General features: G+C 61.1%; 16 protein-coding genes. 12 read left to right on the top strand and 4 right to left on the bottom strand.

From position 1 onward, the window contains the following. Nucleotides 1-386: 386 nt before the first annotated feature. Nucleotides 387-1382, top strand: coding sequence for an alpha/beta fold hydrolase (locus ACS4RR_RS16625; protein ID WP_222384799.1), 996 nt, complete (start codon nt 387-389; stop codon nt 1380-1382). A gap of 43 nt (nt 1383-1425) precedes the next feature. Here the strand turns inward: ACS4RR_RS16625 and ACS4RR_RS16620 are convergent, their stop codons facing one another. Then, nucleotides 1426-2430, bottom strand: coding sequence for a ketopantoate reductase family protein (locus ACS4RR_RS16620; RefSeq protein ID WP_260110658.1), 1005 nt, complete (start codon nt 2428-2430; stop codon nt 1426-1428). Nucleotides 2431-2779: 349 nt separating this feature from the next. On the opposite strand from ACS4RR_RS16620, the gene ACS4RR_RS16615 reads away from it, so the two are divergent. Beyond that, entirely contained in the window at nt 2780-3754 is a 975-nt protein-coding gene (locus ACS4RR_RS16615; protein ID WP_222384814.1) for an alpha/beta hydrolase, read from the top strand. 70 nt (nt 3755-3824) lie between these two features. On the opposite strand, the gene ACS4RR_RS16610 is transcribed toward ACS4RR_RS16615, so the two are convergent. The 3 genes from ACS4RR_RS16610 to ACS4RR_RS16600 form a co-directional block, all read right to left on the bottom strand. Beyond that, the gene (locus ACS4RR_RS16610; protein ID WP_456189040.1) at nt 3825-4448 is read right to left on the bottom strand and encodes a carboxymuconolactone decarboxylase family protein; all 624 of its coding nucleotides are present in this window, start codon (nt 4446-4448) and stop codon (nt 3825-3827) included. A gap of 63 nt (nt 4449-4511) precedes the next feature. Continuing rightward, the gene (locus ACS4RR_RS16605; RefSeq protein WP_456189039.1) at nt 4512-6047 is read right to left on the bottom strand and encodes a sensor histidine kinase; all 1536 of its coding nucleotides are present in this window, start codon (nt 6045-6047) and stop codon (nt 4512-4514) included. A gap of 252 nt (nt 6048-6299) precedes the next feature. Then, nucleotides 6300-6704, bottom strand: coding sequence for an Imm6 family immunity protein (locus ACS4RR_RS16600; RefSeq protein WP_222384803.1), 405 nt, complete (start codon nt 6702-6704; stop codon nt 6300-6302). Nucleotides 6705-7077: 373 nt separating this feature from the next. Here ACS4RR_RS16600 and ACS4RR_RS16595 point away from each other — a divergent pair, with 373 nt between their 5' ends. The 10 genes from ACS4RR_RS16595 (at nt 7078) to ACS4RR_RS16550 (ending at nt 19776) form a co-directional block, all read left to right on the top strand. After that, nucleotides 7078-8124: a LacI family DNA-binding transcriptional regulator gene (locus tag ACS4RR_RS16595; protein ID WP_260110660.1), complete on the top strand. Its 1047-nt coding sequence runs from the start codon at nt 7078-7080 to the stop codon at nt 8122-8124. 9 nt (nt 8125-8133) lie between these two features. Beyond that, the gene (locus ACS4RR_RS16590; RefSeq protein ID WP_222384805.1) at nt 8134-9747 is read left to right on the top strand and encodes an acyl CoA:acetate/3-ketoacid CoA transferase; all 1614 of its coding nucleotides are present in this window, start codon (nt 8134-8136) and stop codon (nt 9745-9747) included. Next, nucleotides 9740-10519, top strand: coding sequence for an enoyl-CoA hydratase/isomerase family protein (locus ACS4RR_RS16585; protein ID WP_222384806.1), 780 nt, complete (start codon nt 9740-9742; stop codon nt 10517-10519). The genes ACS4RR_RS16590 and ACS4RR_RS16585 overlap by 8 nt, the downstream gene beginning before the upstream one ends. After that, the gene (locus tag ACS4RR_RS16580) at nt 10519-12045 is read left to right on the top strand and encodes an aldehyde dehydrogenase family protein (protein WP_260110661.1); all 1527 of its coding nucleotides are present in this window, start codon (nt 10519-10521) and stop codon (nt 12043-12045) included. Before ACS4RR_RS16585 ends, ACS4RR_RS16580 begins: the two co-directional genes overlap by 1 nt. 81 nt (nt 12046-12126) lie before the next feature. Then, nucleotides 12127-13389, top strand: coding sequence for an ABC transporter substrate-binding protein (locus tag ACS4RR_RS16575; protein WP_260110662.1), 1263 nt, complete (start codon nt 12127-12129; stop codon nt 13387-13389). A gap of 127 nt (nt 13390-13516) precedes the next feature. Then, on the top strand, nt 13517-14470 hold the full coding sequence (locus ACS4RR_RS16570) for a carbohydrate ABC transporter permease (RefSeq protein ID WP_260109481.1): 954 nt from the start codon (nt 13517-13519) through the stop codon (nt 14468-14470). Continuing rightward, nucleotides 14467-15438, top strand: coding sequence for a carbohydrate ABC transporter permease (locus ACS4RR_RS16565; RefSeq protein ID WP_456189038.1), 972 nt, complete (start codon nt 14467-14469; stop codon nt 15436-15438). Before ACS4RR_RS16570 ends, ACS4RR_RS16565 begins: the two co-directional genes overlap by 4 nt. Nucleotides 15439-15441: 3 nt before the next feature. Further along, nucleotides 15442-16557: an ABC transporter ATP-binding protein gene (locus tag ACS4RR_RS16560; protein WP_260110664.1), complete on the top strand. Its 1116-nt coding sequence runs from the start codon at nt 15442-15444 to the stop codon at nt 16555-16557. 15 nt (nt 16558-16572) lie between these two features. Continuing rightward, nucleotides 16573-18111 carry a GMC oxidoreductase gene (locus ACS4RR_RS16555; protein WP_222383744.1) on the top strand — a complete coding sequence of 513 codons (1539 nt, stop codon included), beginning with the start codon at nt 16573-16575 and terminating at the stop codon, nt 18109-18111. Between the two features lie 9 nt (nt 18112-18120). Continuing rightward, on the top strand, nt 18121-19776 hold the full coding sequence (locus tag ACS4RR_RS16550; protein WP_222383745.1) for a GMC family oxidoreductase: 1656 nt from the start codon (nt 18121-18123) through the stop codon (nt 19774-19776). Nucleotides 19777-19778: the final 2 nt, after the last annotated feature.

Here is a 19778-nt window from a genome sequence, read left to right as displayed (position 1 = left end):
GCGTCTGAAGTCTCTGCGACGCGATTTTACCAGTATGTCGGTTAAGGAAAAGTTGGAACTCGGCTTTTCAGCTCGTGTCTTCGCGCTCCGCCTCAGAGCACGCCGAAAATGACGTAGAGTTCGACACAGGCGAGCACTACGCCAAAGACGAGCAGCGCCTGGGCGGTGCGTTTCTCGCGCATCTGCTTACTGCCGCGAGTCATCCTGTGTGGGCGAGGGAACTGAAAACCTGAGGACATGACATTTCGCATGGCATTTGACCTTTGCAGTGATGGCGAAAGTCTACTGCTGCGGCCGATAGGAAATCCATTCGGAGCGGGGCATGAAAATATAGGAATGGCATAAAGGCCGAAGCGAGAAATCTCGAAGCGTGATGTCGGAAAGGCATGAGCACCGCCGTCCTTGCGGTATCGATGCAAACATGGAGCAAGGACATGTCGAAGATGACGCTGATTTCGATGATCGCAACCACTGCCGCATTCTTGGCCGCGCCCGATATGGCGGGTGCCGGCGGTGCCGCGCCTGTCACCGAGGAGAAGAAGGCCGCCGCGCCGATCGTCAGGAAAGGCAGCGTGCCGGTCAACGGTATCGACTATTATTACGAGATCCGTGGCGAGGGTGAACCGCTGCTGCTGCTGCACGGCGGCCTCGGGCAGATCGAGATGTTCGCGCCGGTCATGCCTGTTTTCACCGACCACCGGCAGGTGATCGCCGTCGATCTGCAGGGCCATGGCCGCACGCCCCTCGGCAAGCGGCCGATCGAGCTTCCGGCCATCGGCGCCGATCTCGCGATCCTGGTGAAGCAGCTCGGTTACGACAGGGTCGACGTCTTCGGCTATTCATTCGGCGGCGGGGTAGCGTTGAACATGGCGGCGAACGCGCCCGACCAGGTGCGTCGGCTGGTGATACTGTCGGCGCCTTATGCGCAGAACGGCTTCTTCCCGGAAATGCTGCCGCAGCAGGCGGCCGTCGGCGCCGGTATGGCCGACATGATGAAGGACACGCCGATGTTCCTCTCCTACAAGGCGGTAGCACCTGACGTTTCCGAATTTCCGAAGCTGCTCGATGCCATGGGCGCCCTGATGCGCGAACCTATCGACTATAGCGATGCCGTCGCCAAGCTCACCATGCCGGTTATGCTGATCTACGGCGATGCCGACATGATCCGGCCCGAGCATATGATCGACTTCTACCACAAGCTCGGCGGCGGTCTGCGCGATGCGGGCTGGATGCGGGAAAACATGTCGAAGAACCGGCTGGCGATCCTGCCCGATCTCACTCACTACGAGACCTTCGCCTCTCCCCTGATGGCGAATATGGCAGTGACCTTCCTCGATGGCGGCGGCAAGGCGCCGAACTGGGCCGAGCAGGTCGGAAAGTAAGGGAAGACGGCCGGGCTCTCCCCGGCCGCCCTTTCCTCTGCGATCAGTTACCGCGCTGGTTTTCCCGATCCAATTGCGTCACCAGCGCCAGGATCGTTTCCGAGACCGGGGTCGGCACGGCAGCGAGGCGTCCGAGCGCCACCACCATACCGACCAGCGGCGTGATTTCGAGCGCCTTGCCCCCGATCAGATCCTGCAGCATCGACGTGCGCACGGCGCCGATATGGCGCGATTGTTCGAGCCGCTGCTCGACGGTCATGCTGAAACGCGCGCCTAAGGCCTCGCCGACGGCGCGGACCTCGTTCATCACCGTGCCGACTGTGGTCGAAAGTGCTGGATCTGCCATGATGTCGGTCATCAGCGCCCTGGTCAGCGCACTGATCGGGTTGAAGGCGGTATTGCCCATCAGCTTGCTCCAGATCTCGTCGCGAATAACAGGCGTCGTCGTGATGTTGAGGCCGGCGTCGGTCAGCACCGCGGCGATCGCCTCGAGATCGGGCGAGATTTCGCCCGAGGGCTCGCCGAGCACGAAGCGGCCGTTGTTGGCAAGCTGGATCTCGCCGGGATTGATCACCTCTGCGCCCTGATAAGCGACGCAGCCGATGACGCGTTCCGGCCCGATCAGCCGCCAGAGCCTGCCGCCGGGATCGAGCTCGTCGAACTGCAGCTCGGCATGCCGGCTCTGGGTATCGCGGTGAAAATACCACCACGGAATGCCGTTGAGGATCATGACGACGCGGGTACCTTCCTTGAGGAGGCTTGCAATGCCTTCGGCAGCGGGTGCCAGCTGATGCCCCTTGAGGCCGGTGATGACGAGATCCTGCGGTGGCAATGTGCTGGGATCGTCGGTCGCAGTCAGGCGGACATTGAGCGGCCTTTCTGCATCGGCTTCGCGCAGGCTGAGACCGTTGTCGCGGATGGCGTCGAGGTGCGCTCCACGCGCGACGACGGAGATGGTGGCGTCGTTTGCGGCTTGGCTTGCAAGCTTGACGGCGATAGCGCCGCCGAGTGCGCCAGCGCCATAGATGCAGATGGACTTGATGGACATGCTCGCCTCTTTGCGGTGATGATCGAACCTAGATCTAGGTCATTCCAGACGTGAGGCGAATGCTAATTTGCCGCATGATGCGCTTTCCTGCGGTCACAGCGGCGCTGCCCGCCGGATCCCCGAGATATGGGATGCGACGGGTAATGCCCGGTCTTCAGGCCGAGGTCGTTGCATCGCTCGGAAAATCGGGATTCGTATCCGTCATCCTTTTGACTCCGACGCGTGAACTGGCCAAAGATGCCGCCATGGCCACCACAGCCAACATCATCGGGAGAGGTTGATGAACCGTCGGATTTTGCCAACTGCCAATCGAAGAGGACCAAAGTGGCCCAGCGGTCTGTTTTCCGCGTTGGCCGTGCTGATGCTGCTCGCCTCGGCTGCGGTCGGGCGGGACATTGGACCGCAAAGCCCAGCCTCGCACGAGCAGGTCGAAAAACTCGTCGGCCTCTGGAAAGATCACTTTGCCGGCGCCGATAGCCTGCAGGAGCGGCGGACTGCTTTCAGGGCGCTGATGGAGGCGACGCCGGGGCCGACGCGCATCCAGGTTCGGCAGGTCGATGCCGACGGCGTCGATGCCGAGTTGATGTGGCCCGCTCGTCTTCATCATCCGATCGGCCAAAGGGTGATCCTCTATATTCATGGCGGCGGCTTTTCCAGCGGCTCGATCCGCACGCACAGCCTGCTTGCCGGCTCGCTCGCCAAAGCCGCATCCAGCGACGTTTTTCTCATCAACTATCGGCTGATGCCCGAATATGGCTATCCCGCGCAGATCAACGACGCGCTGACGGCCTATCGCTGGCTTCTCGATAATGGCTATCGCAGCGAGAACGTGGTCGTGGCGGGTGACGGCGCCGGCGGCAATATCGCGATCGAGACGGTTCTACGGCAGATGCAGGCGGCAAAGCCGTTGCCGGCAGCTGTGATTGCTCTCAGCCCCATCACCGATCTTGCCGCGACGGGCGGATCGATGACAACAAATGCCGAAAGCGATCCGCTGGTCGACAAGGCCTGGATCGAGACCTTGCGCAAGACCTATCTCGGCAGCCGGTCTCCGGCCGATCCCCGGGTGTCTCCGCTCTATGCCGACATGACCGGCTTTCCACCGCTGCTGCTGCAGGTCGGCTCCGGTGAAGTCCTGCTGGACGACACGCTGCGGCTTGCCGACAAGGCGCGCCAGGCGGGCGTGGATGTCACCACCGAGGTCTGGCCGGGCATGCCCCATCAGTGGCAGCTGTTTCCATCGCTGCTCGACGATGCCGATCGGTCGAGCCAGAATATCGCCGAGTTTGCAATCCGGCATTTTGCGGACAAACCGCAGGAGTAGAGGCCGCAGGAATGGGGCCTGGAGGAGTTGGAGCCGCAAAAGAGCAGATGCGACGTCCTCAGGCATCACATCATTGCTGTGTGCCACGGGACGGTGAGGGCGCCAGAGGCCGCTCGACCTCCCGGCCGACGCTGAGCGCCTTTCGCACGTTCGGCTCCAGCCGCTCGATATAGGCGTGGTCGGGTGCAGCGCCCAGCGCATCCAGCATTTTCGAGAAGAAACACCGGGCCGCTGCCGCTGCCGTGACGTCGAAGATCTCGGCATCGCTCAGGCCGTGTTTCTTCAGCCCGTCTATATCCTGCTGCGTGACCGATGTCGCATCGCGCGCCACCTTGGCGCCAAAAGCCATGATCGCGCGTTCGCCGGCATCGATCGGCGCCTTCTCCGTCTCGTTGACAACAGCCGTCAAACTATCGCCGGTGAAACCCTCGCGCAACAGCACCGAGCCGTGCGCCAGCATGCAATATGAGGATTTCAGCTCCTTGGCCGCGGCCAGCGTCACCAGTTCGTAGCGCCGCAGGCTCATATGGCCGCGAATGCTCGAAAGCAGCGCCGCCCAGCTCTCCATCACCTCAGGTCGATGGCCGAAGGCTCGATACATGTTCGGCAGATAACCATAATTCGCCTCGGCCGACGCATACATCGACGTCGTCTTCTCGCTGGCGGGTGCATTGGGGGTGTGAATGAAAGCCATGGCATGATCCTCCTCTATTGTAAGAAGGATAGGGTAGATATGCAGGACAGCAATCCTGAAACATCAAGCGGCGTTATTGGCCGCGGAAGCGTCGCCGTTTCTCTTGATTGGAAGCGTTACGGTGAATGTCGATCCGCATCCTCTTGCGCTTCGAACCTCTATCGAGCCGTTGTGCATTTCGATGATCTGCTTCACCAGATTGAGGCCGATACCGGTTCCGGCAATCCCGGTCGAAGTCCGGGCCCGAAAATAGCGCTGGAAGAGCCGCGGCACGTCTTCGGCATCGATCCCCACTCCATCATCGCTGATCGAAACTTTGACGTTTCCCGTCTCTGCCCATGCCGTGACGCGAATTTCGGAGGTTCCGGGCGCGTATTTGACAGCATTGGAAAGCAGGTTGGTAAAGACCTGTGCCAACGTCCGAGGATCGGCATCGATGAACTCCGGCAGCCCATCGATATCCAACACAAACCTATGCGACTTTGCAATCGTCGACTGCCGCTCGCAACAGGTGTTTATCAATGATTTCAATGCGCAGGCGTCGTAATTGATATCGATCTTGCCGGTATCGAGGCGTCCGGCTGACAGGATGCTCTCCATGAGATCGACAATTCGGGTCACTGATGCGCGGATTTGATCGACCTTGTCGCTGAGAAATTCGGGCTCGACCGCCCCTCTTTTTCGCAGCAGCCGCTGGGCAGCAGCGTCGATGATTGCAAGCGGCGTCCTGAATTCATGGGATGCCATCGCCACGAACTGCCGCTGCAGTTCGTTGATGTTTCGCTCCTGCGCCAGCATTCGCTTGAGTTCGCGCGCCTGCCGCTCGACTTCCGCCGTGCGGCTCTTCACCGTCGCTTCGAGCTGATCGTGATGCCGGCGCAGCTCTTCCGCCAGCCGGACGGTCTTGGTGACGTCCTCATGGGGGGCCACGTATCCACCGTTTTGCATCGGATTGTGGGTGATCTTGATAATGCGCCCATCGGCCAGGACGATGTTCTGGCTGGCCGGCGCACCGCGGGTTGTCGCTTCGAAGACTACATCAAAATAGGTCGTGGTATCGGCCGGGCCATTTCCCTCGCGGCTGCGATAGGCCAGGATATCCACAAGTGGCGTTCCCGGTTGCGTCAGAAGGTCCGGCAGATTGTACATCCGTGCATAGGAGGCGTTGCACAGGATGAGATTCTTTGTCGAATCGAACATGCACAGCCCATGCGGCATATTGCTGAAGGCTGCGCCGAACCGGCGATGTTGCTCGGTCAGGCTGTCTTCGACGCGAATGAGAGTCGAGATGTCTTCATAGCTGAGGATCCAGCCTCCATCCCTCGACGGGGCACAGGTCAGTGAGACCATCCCTCCGTCGGAAAGGGCAAACTGAGACGTGGGCGGTCCACCGACCATCGACCGGCGGGATGCCACTGCACGGCAGTCTGCAGTGCCCGGCAATCCGTCGATATTCATGCCTTCGCGGATAGCTCCTTGCGGAAGGCCGAGAATGTCTAACGTGCGTGAATTGAAAGCCGTCACTGTACCGGCAGGATCAAGCAGAACTATGCCCTGAGGCAGGCTCTCCAGAATGGATTCAAACGAGTGTGACATCATCCGGCCCTGCTTCAGATCTGGCGCGTTGCACGTATCCGTAGCATTCGTCACAAACGATAAAGTTTCGCTAATGGCTATCGTCGGGAATTCCTCGACGGAATCCTGGAGACCCTCCTATCGTTTTGCGATAGGCGAACCAGCGTTCCGGGATGTTCGAGCTCGCATCGAGAGGCGTGGGATGACCCCCTCCCGACATGTCAACGAATTCGTGTAAAAGCCGATGTGTTTCGAGAGGGGATCGCGCGCTTGGTTTTAGCCGAGTTTGGCCAGTCGCTTGTCCAGAAGGTCAAGGCTGTCCTCTCCGACCTCGTTGACGTCACTCGGCATGGGCTCGCCGGTCTCCTGGTAAACAAGCCAGGCGACATACATGGTTGCCGTCGTCAGGGCGTTCCAGCCGTCTTCGCTGGGTTTTCCGGCTGCCTCGGAGAGCCGACGGAGCGTCCCGCGCTCATCGTCACTGTAGATAAGATCCGAGAAGTATCGGCCCATCAGGTGTGCGCCATCACCCCAAGTGCGGATTGCCCCCAAGGCGGCTTCGGCTTCGGGCGCGTGGGGTTCGGTGCGCTCGATTTGTGCGACCAAGGACGCGGCGACGGCTGCCAAGCGCCGTGCTTGTTCGCGTGGTGGCAGAACGGTCAACTCGGCGCGCAGTTTCATGTCGCCATGTCCTCCACTGGGTTTGTCGCAAAGTTTATCAACACAGAATAGAAGCCCCCCTGCTTTTCTCAGAAGGTCTTGTCGCTTTGACGGAAATAACGGACGAGCCCGAATTTTCCACATTTTTGCAGCCAACGCATCTGTCGGTCGTGCGCCACCTACGATTTTCCAGTCAAAAAACATCGACATAGGCTTCTCAGCCAAGGTCAATATTTAGATCGTTCCAATTTCTACGATGGGATTCCGGCGGTAGGAGAAGGCCAAAATTTGCCAAGGAATAGCTAGTTAATAACAATCCGTACAAATTTCTCTTGACAGAATTGGAACGTTCCAAATATCTAATGATCAGTCGACGTTGGCGTCGGGAGGGGAAATGACAAAGGCGCGGGTAACCGTCATCGACATTGCGAAAGCCGCAGGCGTCTCGAAATCGACGGTTTCGCTGGTGCTTCAGGGTTCCTCCCTGGTCAATGAGGGGACGCGTTCCAAGGTCAATGCGGTGATGCGCGAGCTGGGCTATGTCTACAATCGCGGCGCCGCCAATCTTCGGCAGGCCAGTGCCAAGTCGAGGATCATCGGGGTCGTCGTCAACGACCTGACGAACAGCTTCTTCGCGGAGCTGGCAGTCGGCGTCGATATGGTCGTTCAGTCGGCCGGATTCGTGCAGTTCCTGTCGAACACCAGCGAGAGCATCGATAGGCAGCGCGAGGTTGTCGCGTCGATGCGGGAACATGGCATTTCGGGGCTCATCGTGTCGCCGGCGCGCGCCACCGATGCCGCAGACTTCAAGCCGCTTGTCGCAGCAGGGATTCCGGTGGTGGTCGTCGTGCGAAACCTGCCTGGCGCCAAGGTCTCGTCCGTCGTCTCCGACAACCAGGCGGGCATGATGTCCGCGGTCAAGCACCTGGCGGAGCTCGGTCACCAGCGCATCGCTTTTCTCGGCGGCTTCCTAGATACCGCCGTCTTCGACGACCGCCTTGCCGGTTACCGAAGCGGCATGGAGGCAGCCGGGCTCGGCTATCACCAAGAGCTTGTCATCTCGTCCGCGCCTTCGCGAGCCGGCGGGGTAGAGGCGATCGGAAAAGCACTCGTTCTTGCCGACAAACCCACGGCAGCCGTCTGCTTCAACGATGCCGTCGCCTTCGGTGTTTGCGACGGATTGCGCGCGCGCCATCTGGAACCCGGCTCCGACTTCGCGGTCGTGGGTTTCGACGACGTCATAGAGGCTCAGGCGGCGGTTCCCGCGCTCACGACGGTCTCGGTCGATCCGCAGGGCATCGGGCGCCGAGGTGCGCAGCTGCTTCTGAAGCAGATCAACGCGGGAAAGGCCGAGGCGGAGGCGGTGACGACGGCGGTTCGGCTGGTTGTTCGCGAGAGCTGCGGAGCCCGCAGGAGCGTAAAAATTGAAACAGGACTCTGAGTAGCGCTGATGAAGAAGCATCTCACCCCCACCGAAGCGGCCGCGCTGATCCCGGATGGCGCTGTTGTAACGGTGTCTTCCTCGAGCGGTCTCGGCTGCCCGGACCTCATGCTGAAGGCGATTGGCGAACGTTTCGATGCGACCGGCCATCCCCGTGATATTACGACCCTTCATCCTATCGCTGCCGGCGACATGAGCGGCATCAAGGGCGTCGACCATATCGCCAAGAAGGGTCTGCTCAAGCGCATCATCGGTGGTTCCTATCCGTCCGGTCCGTCATCGTCAGAGCCGCCGCTGATCTGGAAAATGATCACCAACAACGAAATCCCGGCCTACAACATTCCGTCCGGCATCATGTTCGACATCCATCGCGAAGCCGCCGCGAAGCGGCCGGGTGTCCTGACCAAGATCGGCATCGACACATTCGTCGATCCAGAGCGGCAGGGTTGCGCGATGAACGGGCTGGCTTCGGAGCATCCGGTGGTCAAGCGCGTGCGTTTCGAGGGCGACGACTGGCTGTTCTTTCCCTCGATCGTCCCTGAGGTCGCCATCATCCGCGCCACCACCGCCGACGTGCGCGGCAACCTGACATACGAACATGAAGGCGCCTATCTCGGCGGCCTCGATCAGGCGCTGGCCGCACGCAACAACGGCGGCATCGTCATCGCACAGGTCAAACGGATCACCAAGGAAGGCTCGCTGAAGCCCCATGACGTCCGGGTGCCTGGAATGCTGGTCGATTATGTGGTCGTCGACCCGGAACAGAAGCAGACGACGCAAACGGGGTACGATCCGGCAATTTCCGGGGAGATCTTCCGTCCGCTCGATAGCTTCAGCGTTCCGGAATTCAATGTCCAAAAAGTCATCGCGCGTCGCGTCGCGCAGGAACTGCAAGCGGGAAGCTGCGTCAATCTCGGCTTCGGCATATCCGCCAACGTGCCGCGCATCCTGCTGGAGGAAGGGCTTCACGGGGCGGTCACCTGGGTCATCGAGCAGGGCGCGGTCGGTGGCGTGCCGCTACTCGACTTCGCCTTTGGCTGCGCCTCCAACGCCGACGCCTATATGCCGTCTCCCTATCAGTTCACCTATTTCCAGGGTGCAGGTTTCGATGCATCGCTGCTGTCCTTCCTCGAGATCGGCAAAGACGGTTCGGTCAACGTCTCCAAGCTCTCCTTCCGGCCGCATGTGACGGCCGGCGCCGGAGGTTTCGTCGACATCACGGCGCGGGCAAAGAAGATCGTCTTCTCCGGCATGTTCAACGCCGGAGCAATGCTTTCGATCGCCGATGGAGCTCTTCTGATTGAGAAGGAAGGCAAGCTGAAGAAGCTCGTGAATGAGGTCGAACATGTCACCTTCAGCGGCAGGCGCGCGATCGAGCAGGGGCAGGAGATCACCTATGTCACCGAGCGGTGCGTGATGAAGCTGACGCCTGGTGGTATCGTCCTCACCGAGATTGCGCCCGGCGTCGATCTCCAGTTCCACATCCTGGATCAGTCGGAGTTTCCGCTGATCGTGGCGCCCGACCTGAAGGTCATGGACGCGGCGCTCTTTGCGGAGGCAAACATCGGCCTGTCGCTTCCAGAAAAAAAGACACGGACGCTGGAGGGCAGCTTCCATGGCTAGCGGAACGGTCAGAATTGACGTCGATGGACATGTTGCGACGCTGACGATTTCTCGTCCGGAGAAGCTGAACGCGCTCGACCTGGACATGCTGAAAGCGCTGGCAGATGCAGCCGACGAGGTGGAGGCGAACGCCAATGTGCGCGCTGCCATTCTCACCGGCGAAGGAAAGGGCTTTTCCGCCGGCGGCGATATCAAGGCCTGGGGCGGAATGTTGCCTCAGGAGTTCGGTCATCTCTGGGTTCGCCACGGCCACCGTATCTTCGAAAGACTGGCGACGCTCCGGATGCCGCTGATCGCGGCTCTGAATGGCCATGCCCTCGGGGGAGGGCTTGAACTTGCAGGGGTCGCTGACATTCGCCTCGCAGAGGAACAGATTAAGATCGGTCTGCCGGAAACCGGCCTTGGAATGGTGCCGGGCTGGTCCGGAACCCAGCGTCTTGTCCGCCGGTTCGGGGCGCAGACCGTCCGGCGAATGGCCTTGGGCGGCGAGATATTCACCGCCGAGGAGGCACGCCTTCTCGGGATCGTCGACGCGGTTGTTCCCACAGGGAACGCGCTCGCCGCCGCCAGGGAATATGCTGGGCGGATTGCTGCAAGGGGGCCGGCTGCCATTGAGATCGCGAAGTTGATGATCGCATCGGCAAACGGCGAAGACAATGGAACCGCGGTCGAAGCCCTGGGCTCGATCCTCGCCGCCAAGACCGGCGATCTGAAGGAGGGCGTCGCATCATTCAGCGAGAAGCGCCCGGCAACGTTCAAGGGAGAATGGTAATGACGGTTCTCGTCAACCCCACCGCGCTCAGCGACCACAAAGCGCGTGATTTCAAGATGCTCATCGATGGTAAATGGGAGGCTGGTTCCTCCGATCCGATCGAGCGTGTCGCTCCAAGCCATGGTGTCGTGGTCAGCCGGTTTCCGACCGGCAGCAAGAGGGACGCCGAGCGTGCGATCGCTTCGGCACGCAAGGCGTTCGACCTCGGGCCGTGGCCCCGAATGACCGCTTCCGAACGTTCCGCCATCCTGCTCAAGGCTGCCGATTTGATCGCGGCACGTGCAGAGGAGCTGGCATATCTCGATGCGATCGAGGCGGGAAAGCCGATCACACAGGTGCGGGGAGAAATTGCAGGCTCCGTTGACATATGGCGCTACGCGGCGGCGCTTGCCCGTGACCTCCACGGAGAGAGCTACAACACGCTGGGCGACGGCACGCTTGGCGTCGTGCTGCGCGAAGCGATCGGCGTGGTGTCGATCATCACGCCTTGGAATTTTCCGTTCCTGATCGTCGGCCAGAAGCTGCCATTCGCCTTGGCGGCCGGTTGCACGACCGTCGTCAAGCCTTCGGAGCTGACCTCAGGATCGACGCTGGTGCTGGGAGAGATCCTGCAGGAGGCAGGCATTCCGGATGGCGTCGTCAACATTGTCACCGGTACGGGACCAGAGGTCGGCGCGATCACGACGTCGCATCCCGACGTCGACATGGTGTCCTTCACCGGCTCGACCGGCGTCGGCAAGCTGACGATGTCGAATGCCGCACAGACGCTGAAGAAGGTCTCGTTGGAACTGGGCGGGAAGAACCCGCAGATCGTGTTGCCGGATGCCGATCTCGATGCCTTCATCGATGCCGCGGTCTTCGGCGCATATTTCAATGCCGGCGAGTGCTGCAATGCCGGCTCACGGTTGATCCTTCACAAATCAATCGCTTCCGATGTCGTCAAGCGGATTGCCGAATTGTCGAAGGCAGTCAAGGTCGGCGACCCGCTCGATCCTTCGACGCAGGTCGGCGCGATCATCACGCCTGAGCATCTGGAGAAAATATCAGGATACGTTGCCGGCGCGAGGAGCAGCGGTGCCCGGGTCGCGCATGGCGGCGAGACGCTGGATCTCGGCATGGGGCAGTTCATGTCGCCGACGATCCTCGAAGCGGTCACCCCCGATATGGCCGTGGCGCGCGAGGAAGTCTTTGGGCCGGTGCTTTCGGTCCTGACATTCGAGACGTCAGCCGAAGCCATCAGGATTGCGAATTCCATCGACTACGGCCTGTCGGCCGGTGTCTGGAGCCGCGATTTCGACACGTGCCTGACGATCGGCCGGTCGGTGCGGGCGGGAACAGTCTGGATGAACACCTTCATGGACGGCGCCTCGGAACTTCCCTTCGGCGGTTACAAGCAAAGCGGCCTCGGCCGCGAGCTCGGCCGCCATGCGGTTGAGGATTACACCGAGACCAAGACACTCAACATGCATATCGGCAAGCGCACCAGCTGGTGGATGCCGCAGACGGAAAGCCGGCTTAGCCGGTAATCAAACTACGCCTGAGGAGGGCGGGTGATCGGTGCGGGAATAGGTCCCGCATCTTCCAAGATGGAACTGGGAGGTTCTTCGATGAATAGGTTTCTGACTACGACTGCCGTAATCGCATTGGCTCTGGCCGGCGCTGGTGTGTCCGCCCACGCCGCCGACGTCAAGGAAGTGCAGATGCTGCACTGGTGGACGTCAGGCGGCGAGGCAGCGGCGCTGAACGTCTTGAAGCAGGATCTTTCGAAGGAAGGTTTTGCCTGGAAGGACGTGCCGGTTGCCGGCGGTGGCGGCGATGCGGCGATGACGGCGCTGAAGGCGATGGTGGCGGCGGGTACTTATCCGACGGCCTCGCAGATGCTCGGTTATACCGTGCTCGATTATGCCCAGGCCGGCGTCATGGGCGATCTGACGGAGACGGCGAAGAAGGAAGGCTGGGACAAGTCGGTTCCGGCAGCCCTGCAGAAGTTCTCGGTCTATGACGGCAAGTGGGTCGCAGCCCCGGTCAACGTCCACTCGGTCAACTGGCTGTGGATCAACAAGGCGGTGATGGACAAGATCGGCGGCACCCAGCCGAAGACCTTCGACGAGCTGATCGCGCTGCTCGACAAGGCCAAGGCCGCCGGCGTCATCCCGCTGGCGCTTGGCGGCCAGAATTGGCAGGAAGCGACGATGTTCGATTCCATCGTGCTGTCGACCGGCGGGCCGGAGTTCTACAAGAAGGCCTTCAACGACCTCGACGAGGAATCGCTGAAGTCCGACACGATGAAGAAGTCGTTCGATAACCTCGCCACGATCATCAAGTATGTCGACCCGAACTTCTCGGGCCGCGACTGGAACCTGGCGACCGCCATGGTCATCAAGGGCGATGCGCTGGTGCAGGTGATGGGCGACTGGGCCAAGGGCGAATTCGTCGCCGCCAAGAAGACGCCTGACACCGACTTCCTGTGCTACCGCTTCCCCGGCACCGACGGCAGCGTGGTCTACAACTCCGACATGTTCGGCATGTTCAACGTTCCCGATGACCGCAAGGCGGCCCAGGTGGCGCTGGCGAAGGCAACGCTGTCGAAGAGCTTCCAGTCGGCCTTCAACGTCGTCAAGGGTTCGGTGCCGGCTCGTACCGACGTTCCCGATACCGACTTCGACGCTTGCGGCAAGAAGGGCATCGCCGATCTGAAGGCAGCCAACGAGGGCGGCACGCTGTTCGGTTCGCTGGCGCAAGGCTACGGCGCCCCGCCGGCGATTGCCAATGCCTACAAGGATGTCGTCTCGAAGTTCGTCCACGGCCAGATCAAGACCTCCGACGAAGCCGTCAAGCAGCTCGTCCAGGCGATCGACGACGCCCGCTGAGACCACGTGTGATGACAAATGCTTCCCCGCATGCTCGCGGGGAAGCTTCAGGCTCCGCGCCGATCATGCGGGATGATCATGCAGGGCGGATTGCCCGGACGATTATGCAGGGAGGAGATGATATTCCATGAGCACCGTTGCGACCACCGATCCGGTTCTGACGCCGCGGCAATCGACGGCGATCTCGTTGCGGGGCCGGCTGCAGGATGCGCTGCCGAAGATCGTCTTGGCGCCGAGCTTCGTCATCACCATCATCTTCGTCTACGGCTTCATCGTCTGGACGGCCTATCTCTCCTTCACCAATTCCAAGACCTTTCCCTCCTATGCGCTGACCGGGCCACGCGCCTATCAGCGGCTGTGGCGCTGGACCTTCGAGAGCGATCCGCCGTCCTCCTGGTATACTTCGATCACCAACATGGCGATCTTCGGCTTCCTCTATATCGGCATCTGCCTGGCGCTCGGCCTGCTCCTCGCCATCCTGCTCGATCAGAAGATCCGCGGCGAGGGTCTGCTCCGGCCGATCTTCCTCTACCCGATGGCGCTGTCGTTCATCGTCACCGGCGTTGCCTGGAAATGGTTCCTCGATCCCGGCCTCGGGCTGGAACAGACGCTGCACCATTTTGGCTGGACCAGCTTCCACTTCGACTGGATCAAGAACAAGGACTTCGTCATCTACACCGTCGTCATTGCCGGCGTCTGGCAGGCGTCGGGCTTCGTCATGGCGATGTTCCTGGCGGGCCTGCGCGGCATCGACGGCGAGATCATGAAGGCCGCCCAGATCGACGGCGCCTCGCCATTCCAGCTCTATCGGCGCATCGTCATTCCGCTGCTGCGGCCGATCTTCCTCTCCGCCTTCATCGTGCTCGCCCATATGGCAATCAAGTCCTACGACCTGGTGGTGGCGTTGACCTCCGGCGGCCCCGGCGGCTCGGCCTGGCTGCCGTCCAACTTCATGTATGAATACACCTTCAAGCGCAACGAAATGGCCGTCGGCTCGGCCAGCGCCATCATCATGCTGATGACGATCTCGGCGATCATCGTTCCCTATCTCTATTCCGAACTGAAGGAGAAGGCCCGATGAGCAGCGTGACCTCTTCAACCCAGACCTTGGCCGCAGCTTTGCCGCAGGGTGGCGATAACAGGACCAACAACACCCGCTGGATCGGCCGCACCGTCATCTATGGCCTGCTGCTGATCTTTGCCGTCCTTTATCTGATGCCGCTCTTCGTCATGCTGACGACCTCGTTCAAGACCATGGACGAGATCCAGAACGGCAACATGCTGGCGCTGCCGCAAGCGCCGACCTTCGATCCCTGGATCAAGGCCTGGGGCGAGACCTGCGTCGGGCTGACCTGCGCCGGCATCAAGGGCTACTTCTGGAACTCGATCAAGATGGTGGTGCCGGCCGTCGCAATCTCCACCATCATGGGGGCGCTGAACGGTTATGTGCTGACCAAATGGCGCTTTCCCGGCCATACGCTGGTGTTCGGGCTGATGCTGTTTGCCTGCTTCATCCCGTTCCAGTCGGTGCTGCTGCCGATGGCAACGATCCTCGGCTCGCTCGGCCGCTTCGGCGCCACACTGCAGAATTCCACGGGTTTGAGCTTCGGCTTCGGCAATCCGACGGTCAATCTGGTCTTCGTGCATGTCGTCTATGGCTTGGGCTTCACGACGCTGTTCTTCCGCAATTTCTACGAGGCCTTTCCGACCGAGCTGGTCAGGGCCGCCCAGGTCGATGGCGCCAGCTTCTTCCAGATCTTCCGCCGCATCATGCTGCCGAACTCGCTGCCGATCATCGTCGTCACGGTGATCTACCAGTTCACCAATATCTGGAACGACTTCCTGTTTGCCTCGGCCTATGCCGGCACCGGTGAATCCATGCCGATGACGGTGGCGCTGAACAATGTCGTCAACACCTCGACGGGCGTCGTCGAATACAATGTCAACATGGCGGCGGCGATGATCGCCGCCGTGCCGACGCTCATCGTCTATATCCTCGCCGGCCGCTACTTCGTGCGCGGTCTGATGGCGGGCGCTGTCAAAGGGTAATCCATGGCCTTCCTCGAAATCTCCGGTCTCAAAAAGCGTTTCGGCGCCGTCGACATTCTCAAGGGGATCGACCTCGAACTCGAAAAGGGCGGCTTTCTCGTGCTGGTCGGCCCGTCCGGCTGCGGCAAGTCGACCCTGCTCAACACCATTGCCGGGCTGGAGACGATCACCTCTGGCGATATCAGGATCGACGGGCGCGACATCAGCGGTCTGCATCCTTCCAAGCGCGACATTGCCATGGTGTTCCAGTCCTATGCGCTCTATCCGAACATGACGGTGGCGGGCAACATCGCCTTCGGCATGGAGATCCGCGGCGTGCCGAAGGAGGAGCGCGCCAAGGCGATCGCCCAGGTCTCCGACATGCTGCAGATCGGCCATCTGCTCGATCGCAAGCCGAGCCAGCTGTCCGGCGGCCAGCGCCAGCGTGTCGCCATGGGCCGGGCGCTGGTGCGCAATCCGCAGGTCTTCCTGTTCGACGAACCGCTCTCCAATCTCGACGCCAAGCTGCGCGTCGACATGCGCACCGAGATCAAGCGGCTGCATCAGCGCATGGGCACCACCTTCGTCTATGTCACCCATGACCAGATCGAGGCGATGACGCTGGCGACCAAGATCGCCGTGCTGAAGGATGGCGTGCTGCAGCAGTTCGGCACGCCGGCCGAGATCTATAACAGCCCCTCCAACATCTTCGTCGCCGACTTCATGGGATCGCCGGCGATGAACCTCTTGACCGCCACCGTCGAAAACGGCGCCGGCGGCCTCGAAGTCTCGCTGGAGCGGCCGAATGCCGCTCCGCTCAGGCTCCCGGTCATCTCAGGCAATCACGGCCTGACTGCCTATACCGGCAGACAGGTGATCTTCGGCATCCGCCCCGAGGCGCTGACCGATCCCGATGGCGCCGACCGCAAGGCGCGCTCGCTGACCGAGGGCGATTGCCTGATCGAGGTGGTCGAACCGGCCGGCTCCGACACCTTCGCCGTCACCAAGCTCGGCGGCAAATCCGTCGTCGCCCGCCTGCGCGCCGATACCGGCATCGCTCCAGGACAACAAACCCGCCTTGCCTTCAATCTCGATAAGGCCGTGTTCTTCGATCCAGCGAGCCAGGTCCGGATTGGGTGAGGGTCAGGCGCTAAGATGAGCAATTCACCGGACATCGTCATCATCGGTTCAGGCGTCGGCGGCGCCACGGTCGCGGCCGGCCTGGCCGCGACCGGCGCCCAGATATTGATCCTCGAAGCCGGCGATCATATCGCCGATCTCCCCGTCAATCGCGACCAGCGAGCCATCTTCCAGCGCGGACATTTCCGACCGAAAGAAATCTGGTACGAGGCGAACGGTAGGGCCTTCAACCCCGGCAATTATTACAATGTCGGCGGCAATTCGAAATTCTACGGCGCCGTCTTGTCGCGCTATCGCAAGGAAGATTTCGATGTCATCGAACATCGGGAAGGCGTGTCGCCGGCCTGGCCCTTTCCCTATGAAGAGCTGGAGCCATGGTATTCGAAGGCGGAGCTGATGTATCAAGTCCGCGGCAGTCTTGGCGAAGATCCGACCGAACCGTATCACTCGGTTGCCTACCAATTCCCGCCCGTGCCCGACGAGGCGCCGATCGCCGAAGTCAGGGCACGCCTCAAGGCGAAAGGCCTGTATCCTTTTTCGCTGCCGCTCGGCCTGGATCTCGACGCTTGGCTCTCCAAGGCGAGCACGCCCTGGGATGCTCATCCGAATTCACGGGACGGCAAGATGGATGCCGAGACCGCAGCGCTCGCGGTGGCGCTGAAGCACGAGAACGTGCGGCTCGAAACCAATGCGCGCGTGACGAGGCTCGACACGGGAGCGGCGAGCCGGATCGACCGGGTGACCTATGTCAAGAATGGGCAGACGGTGACTGTTTCACCTGAGATCGTGATCCTTTCTGCCGGGGCGGTCCAATCGTCCGTGCTTTTGCTGCGTTCGAAAAACGACCGCTTCCCAAGGGGCCTGGCGAATTCTTCCGACCAGGTGGGCCGCAACTTCATGAACCACAATGCTTCCGCCGTCATCGGGGTCTCGCCGCGATTCAGGAACACCTCCATCTACCAGAAGACCTTTGCCTTTAACGATTTCTATCTCTCCGACGGGGAGGGAGGGCCGCCCCTCGGCAACGTGCAGCTCCTGGGGCGCATCTCCGAAAAGGTTCTCAAGGGCTCTCTGCCGCGGGCTCCGGAGTGGCTTCTCCGTTTCATGACGGACCATGCCATCGACTTCTACGCGATGAGCGAGGACGTTCCCAATCCCGAAAGCCGGGTCATGGTCGATGACGATAGAATCGTTCTCAAATGGCAGCGAACCAACTGGGACGCTCATCTCGCACTTGTCGCCCGACTGAAGACTATCCTGCGATCGATTGGATTTCCGGTTGTGCTGTCGAGGCCGTTCGACAAACGCACGCCCTCTCATCAGTGCGGAACGATCCGCATCGGAAACGATCCCGCGACTGCGCCGTTGGACCCGTACTGCCGTTCCTACGATCACGAAAACCTCTTCGTCGTCGACGCCAGTTTCCTCGCTACATCGGCCGCGGTCAATCCTGCGCTCACCGTCGCCGCCCAGGCGCTGAGAGTGGCAGATCACATCGCGTCGAAGGATTTGCATGCATCAGGCGCGCGCTGGCGGACCGAACGGACAAAATAGGACAGAAAAATGGGTTTCGACTATATCATAACCGGCGCCGGGCCTGCAGGATGCGTGCTGGCAAATCGGCTGAGCGAAGATCCTGACGTCGGCGTGCTCCTGCTTGAGGCGGGCGGAGGCGACTGGAATCCGCTTTTTCACATGCCCGCGGGCTTCGCCAAGATGACCAAAGGCGTCGCCAGTTGGGGATGGGAAACCGTTCCCCAGAAACACATGAAAGGCCGGGTGCTTCGTTATACACAAGCGAAAGTCATCGGTGGCGGCTCGTCCATCAACGCGCAGCTCTACACGCGCGGAAACGCGGTGGATTATGACCTTTGGGCGCGTGAAGACGGTTGCGAGGGCTGGGACTACCGTTCGATCCTTCCCTATTTCAAACGCGCGGAGGACAATCAGCGCTTCGCTGACGACTATCACTCATATGGCGGTCCGCTTGGTGTCTCGATGCCTGCTGCACCGTTACCGATTTGCGACGCCTATATCCGTGCAGGGCAGGAGCTCGGCATTCCCTATAATCACGACTTCAACGGACGCCAGCAGGCGGGGGTCGGATTTTATCAGCTGACGCAGCGCAACCGCCGCCGGTCGTCGGCATCGCTCGCTTATCTCTCGCCGATCAAAGACCGGAAGAACCTGACGGTGCGGACCGGCGCGCGCGTCGCGCGTGTCATCGTGGAAGGAAGCCGTGCGACAGGCGTCGAGATCGTGACCTCGCACGGTTCCGAGATCGTTCGCGCCGACCGCGAAGTATTGGTTTCCTCCGGCGCCATCGGATCGCCGAAGCTGCTTTTGCAGTCCGGCATAGGACCGGCTGACCATCTCAAGTCGGTGGGCGTCAAGGTGCTCCACGATCTGCCGGGTGTCGGCGGCAACCTCCAGGATCATCTGGATCTTTTCGTCATTGCCGAATGCACCGGCGATCACACTTATGACGGCGTTGCAAAACTCCACCGCACGCTTTGGGCCGGGATACAATATGTCCTGTTCCGCACAGGACCGGTCGCCTCGTCGCTCTTCGAGACCGGCGGCTTCTGGTATGCCGATCCCGAGGCTCGTTCTCCTGATATCCAGTTCCACCTCGGCCTCGGATCGGGCATCGAAGCGGGTGTCGAGCGGCTCAAGAATGCCGGCGTGACCCTTAACTCCGCCTATCTGCATCCACGCTCGCGGGGGACAGTGCGTCTGTCATCCTCCGACTCGGCTGCCGCTCCATTGATCGATCCCAACTACTGGTCCGATCCCCATGACCGGACGATGTCCCTGGAAGGGCTGAAGATCGCGCGCGAGATCATGCAGCAGGCGGCACTGAAGCCTTATGTCATGGCCGAAAGGCTTCCCGGACCGAAGGTCATGACCGACGATCAGCTTTTCGACTACGGCTGCGCCAACGCAAAGACCGACCATCATCCGGTGGGCACCTGCAAGATGGGGATAGGGCCAAACGCGGTTGTCGGGCTTGATCTCAAGGTCCATGGCCTGGAAGGCCTTAGGGTCTGCGATTCATCCGTCATGCCGCGCGTGCCGTCATGCAATACCAACGCGCCGACGATCATGGTCGGCGAAAAAGGCTCGGACCTCGTTCGGGGCTTGCCGGCACTTGCCCCCACCATCTTCGCCTACGAACGCAACGATGCGAGGCCCAGGGCCCGCGCCGAAATCCGGTAAAC

It is taken from the genome of Rhizobium zaerense, assembly GCF_051810725.1.
Lineage (GTDB): Bacteria > Pseudomonadota > Alphaproteobacteria > Rhizobiales > Rhizobiaceae > Rhizobium > Rhizobium leguminosarum_I.
The sequence above is the reverse complement of the archived record's forward strand: the minus strand, read 5'-3'. Positions and strand labels throughout refer to the sequence as shown.

Excerpts from the sequence above, each read along its gene's own strand:
- ACS4RR_RS16580 (WP_260110661.1), top strand. The coding sequence starts at position 10,519 with ATGACGGTTCTCGTCAACCCCACCGCGCTCAGCGACCACAAAGCGCGT.
- ACS4RR_RS16575 (WP_260110662.1), top strand. The coding sequence starts at position 12,127 with ATGAATAGGTTTCTGACTACGACTGCCGTAATCGCATTGGCTCTGGCC.
- ACS4RR_RS16605 (WP_456189039.1), bottom strand. The coding sequence starts at position 6,047 with ATGATGTCACACTCGTTTGAATCCATTCTGGAGAGCCTGCCTCAGGGC.
- ACS4RR_RS16590 (WP_222384805.1), top strand. The coding sequence starts at position 8,134 with ATGAAGAAGCATCTCACCCCCACCGAAGCGGCCGCGCTGATCCCGGAT.
- ACS4RR_RS16610 (WP_456189040.1), bottom strand. The coding sequence starts at position 4,448 with ATGGCTTTCATTCACACCCCCAATGCACCCGCCAGCGAGAAGACGACG.
- ACS4RR_RS16585 (WP_222384806.1), top strand. The coding sequence starts at position 9,740 with ATGGCTAGCGGAACGGTCAGAATTGACGTCGATGGACATGTTGCGACG.
- ACS4RR_RS16555 (WP_222383744.1), top strand. The coding sequence starts at position 16,573 with ATGAGCAATTCACCGGACATCGTCATCATCGGTTCAGGCGTCGGCGGC.
- ACS4RR_RS16570 (WP_260109481.1), top strand. The coding sequence starts at position 13,517 with ATGAGCACCGTTGCGACCACCGATCCGGTTCTGACGCCGCGGCAATCG.
- ACS4RR_RS16595 (WP_260110660.1), top strand. The coding sequence starts at position 7,078 with ATGACAAAGGCGCGGGTAACCGTCATCGACATTGCGAAAGCCGCAGGC.
- ACS4RR_RS16550 (WP_222383745.1), top strand. The coding sequence starts at position 18,121 with ATGGGTTTCGACTATATCATAACCGGCGCCGGGCCTGCAGGATGCGTG.
- ACS4RR_RS16620 (WP_260110658.1), bottom strand. The coding sequence starts at position 2,430 with ATGTCCATCAAGTCCATCTGCATCTATGGCGCTGGCGCACTCGGCGGC.
- ACS4RR_RS16565 (WP_456189038.1), top strand. The coding sequence starts at position 14,467 with ATGAGCAGCGTGACCTCTTCAACCCAGACCTTGGCCGCAGCTTTGCCG.
- ACS4RR_RS16560 (WP_260110664.1), top strand. The coding sequence starts at position 15,442 with ATGGCCTTCCTCGAAATCTCCGGTCTCAAAAAGCGTTTCGGCGCCGTC.
- ACS4RR_RS16600 (WP_222384803.1), bottom strand. The coding sequence starts at position 6,704 with ATGAAACTGCGCGCCGAGTTGACCGTTCTGCCACCACGCGAACAAGCA.
- ACS4RR_RS16625 (WP_222384799.1), top strand. The coding sequence starts at position 387 with ATGAGCACCGCCGTCCTTGCGGTATCGATGCAAACATGGAGCAAGGAC.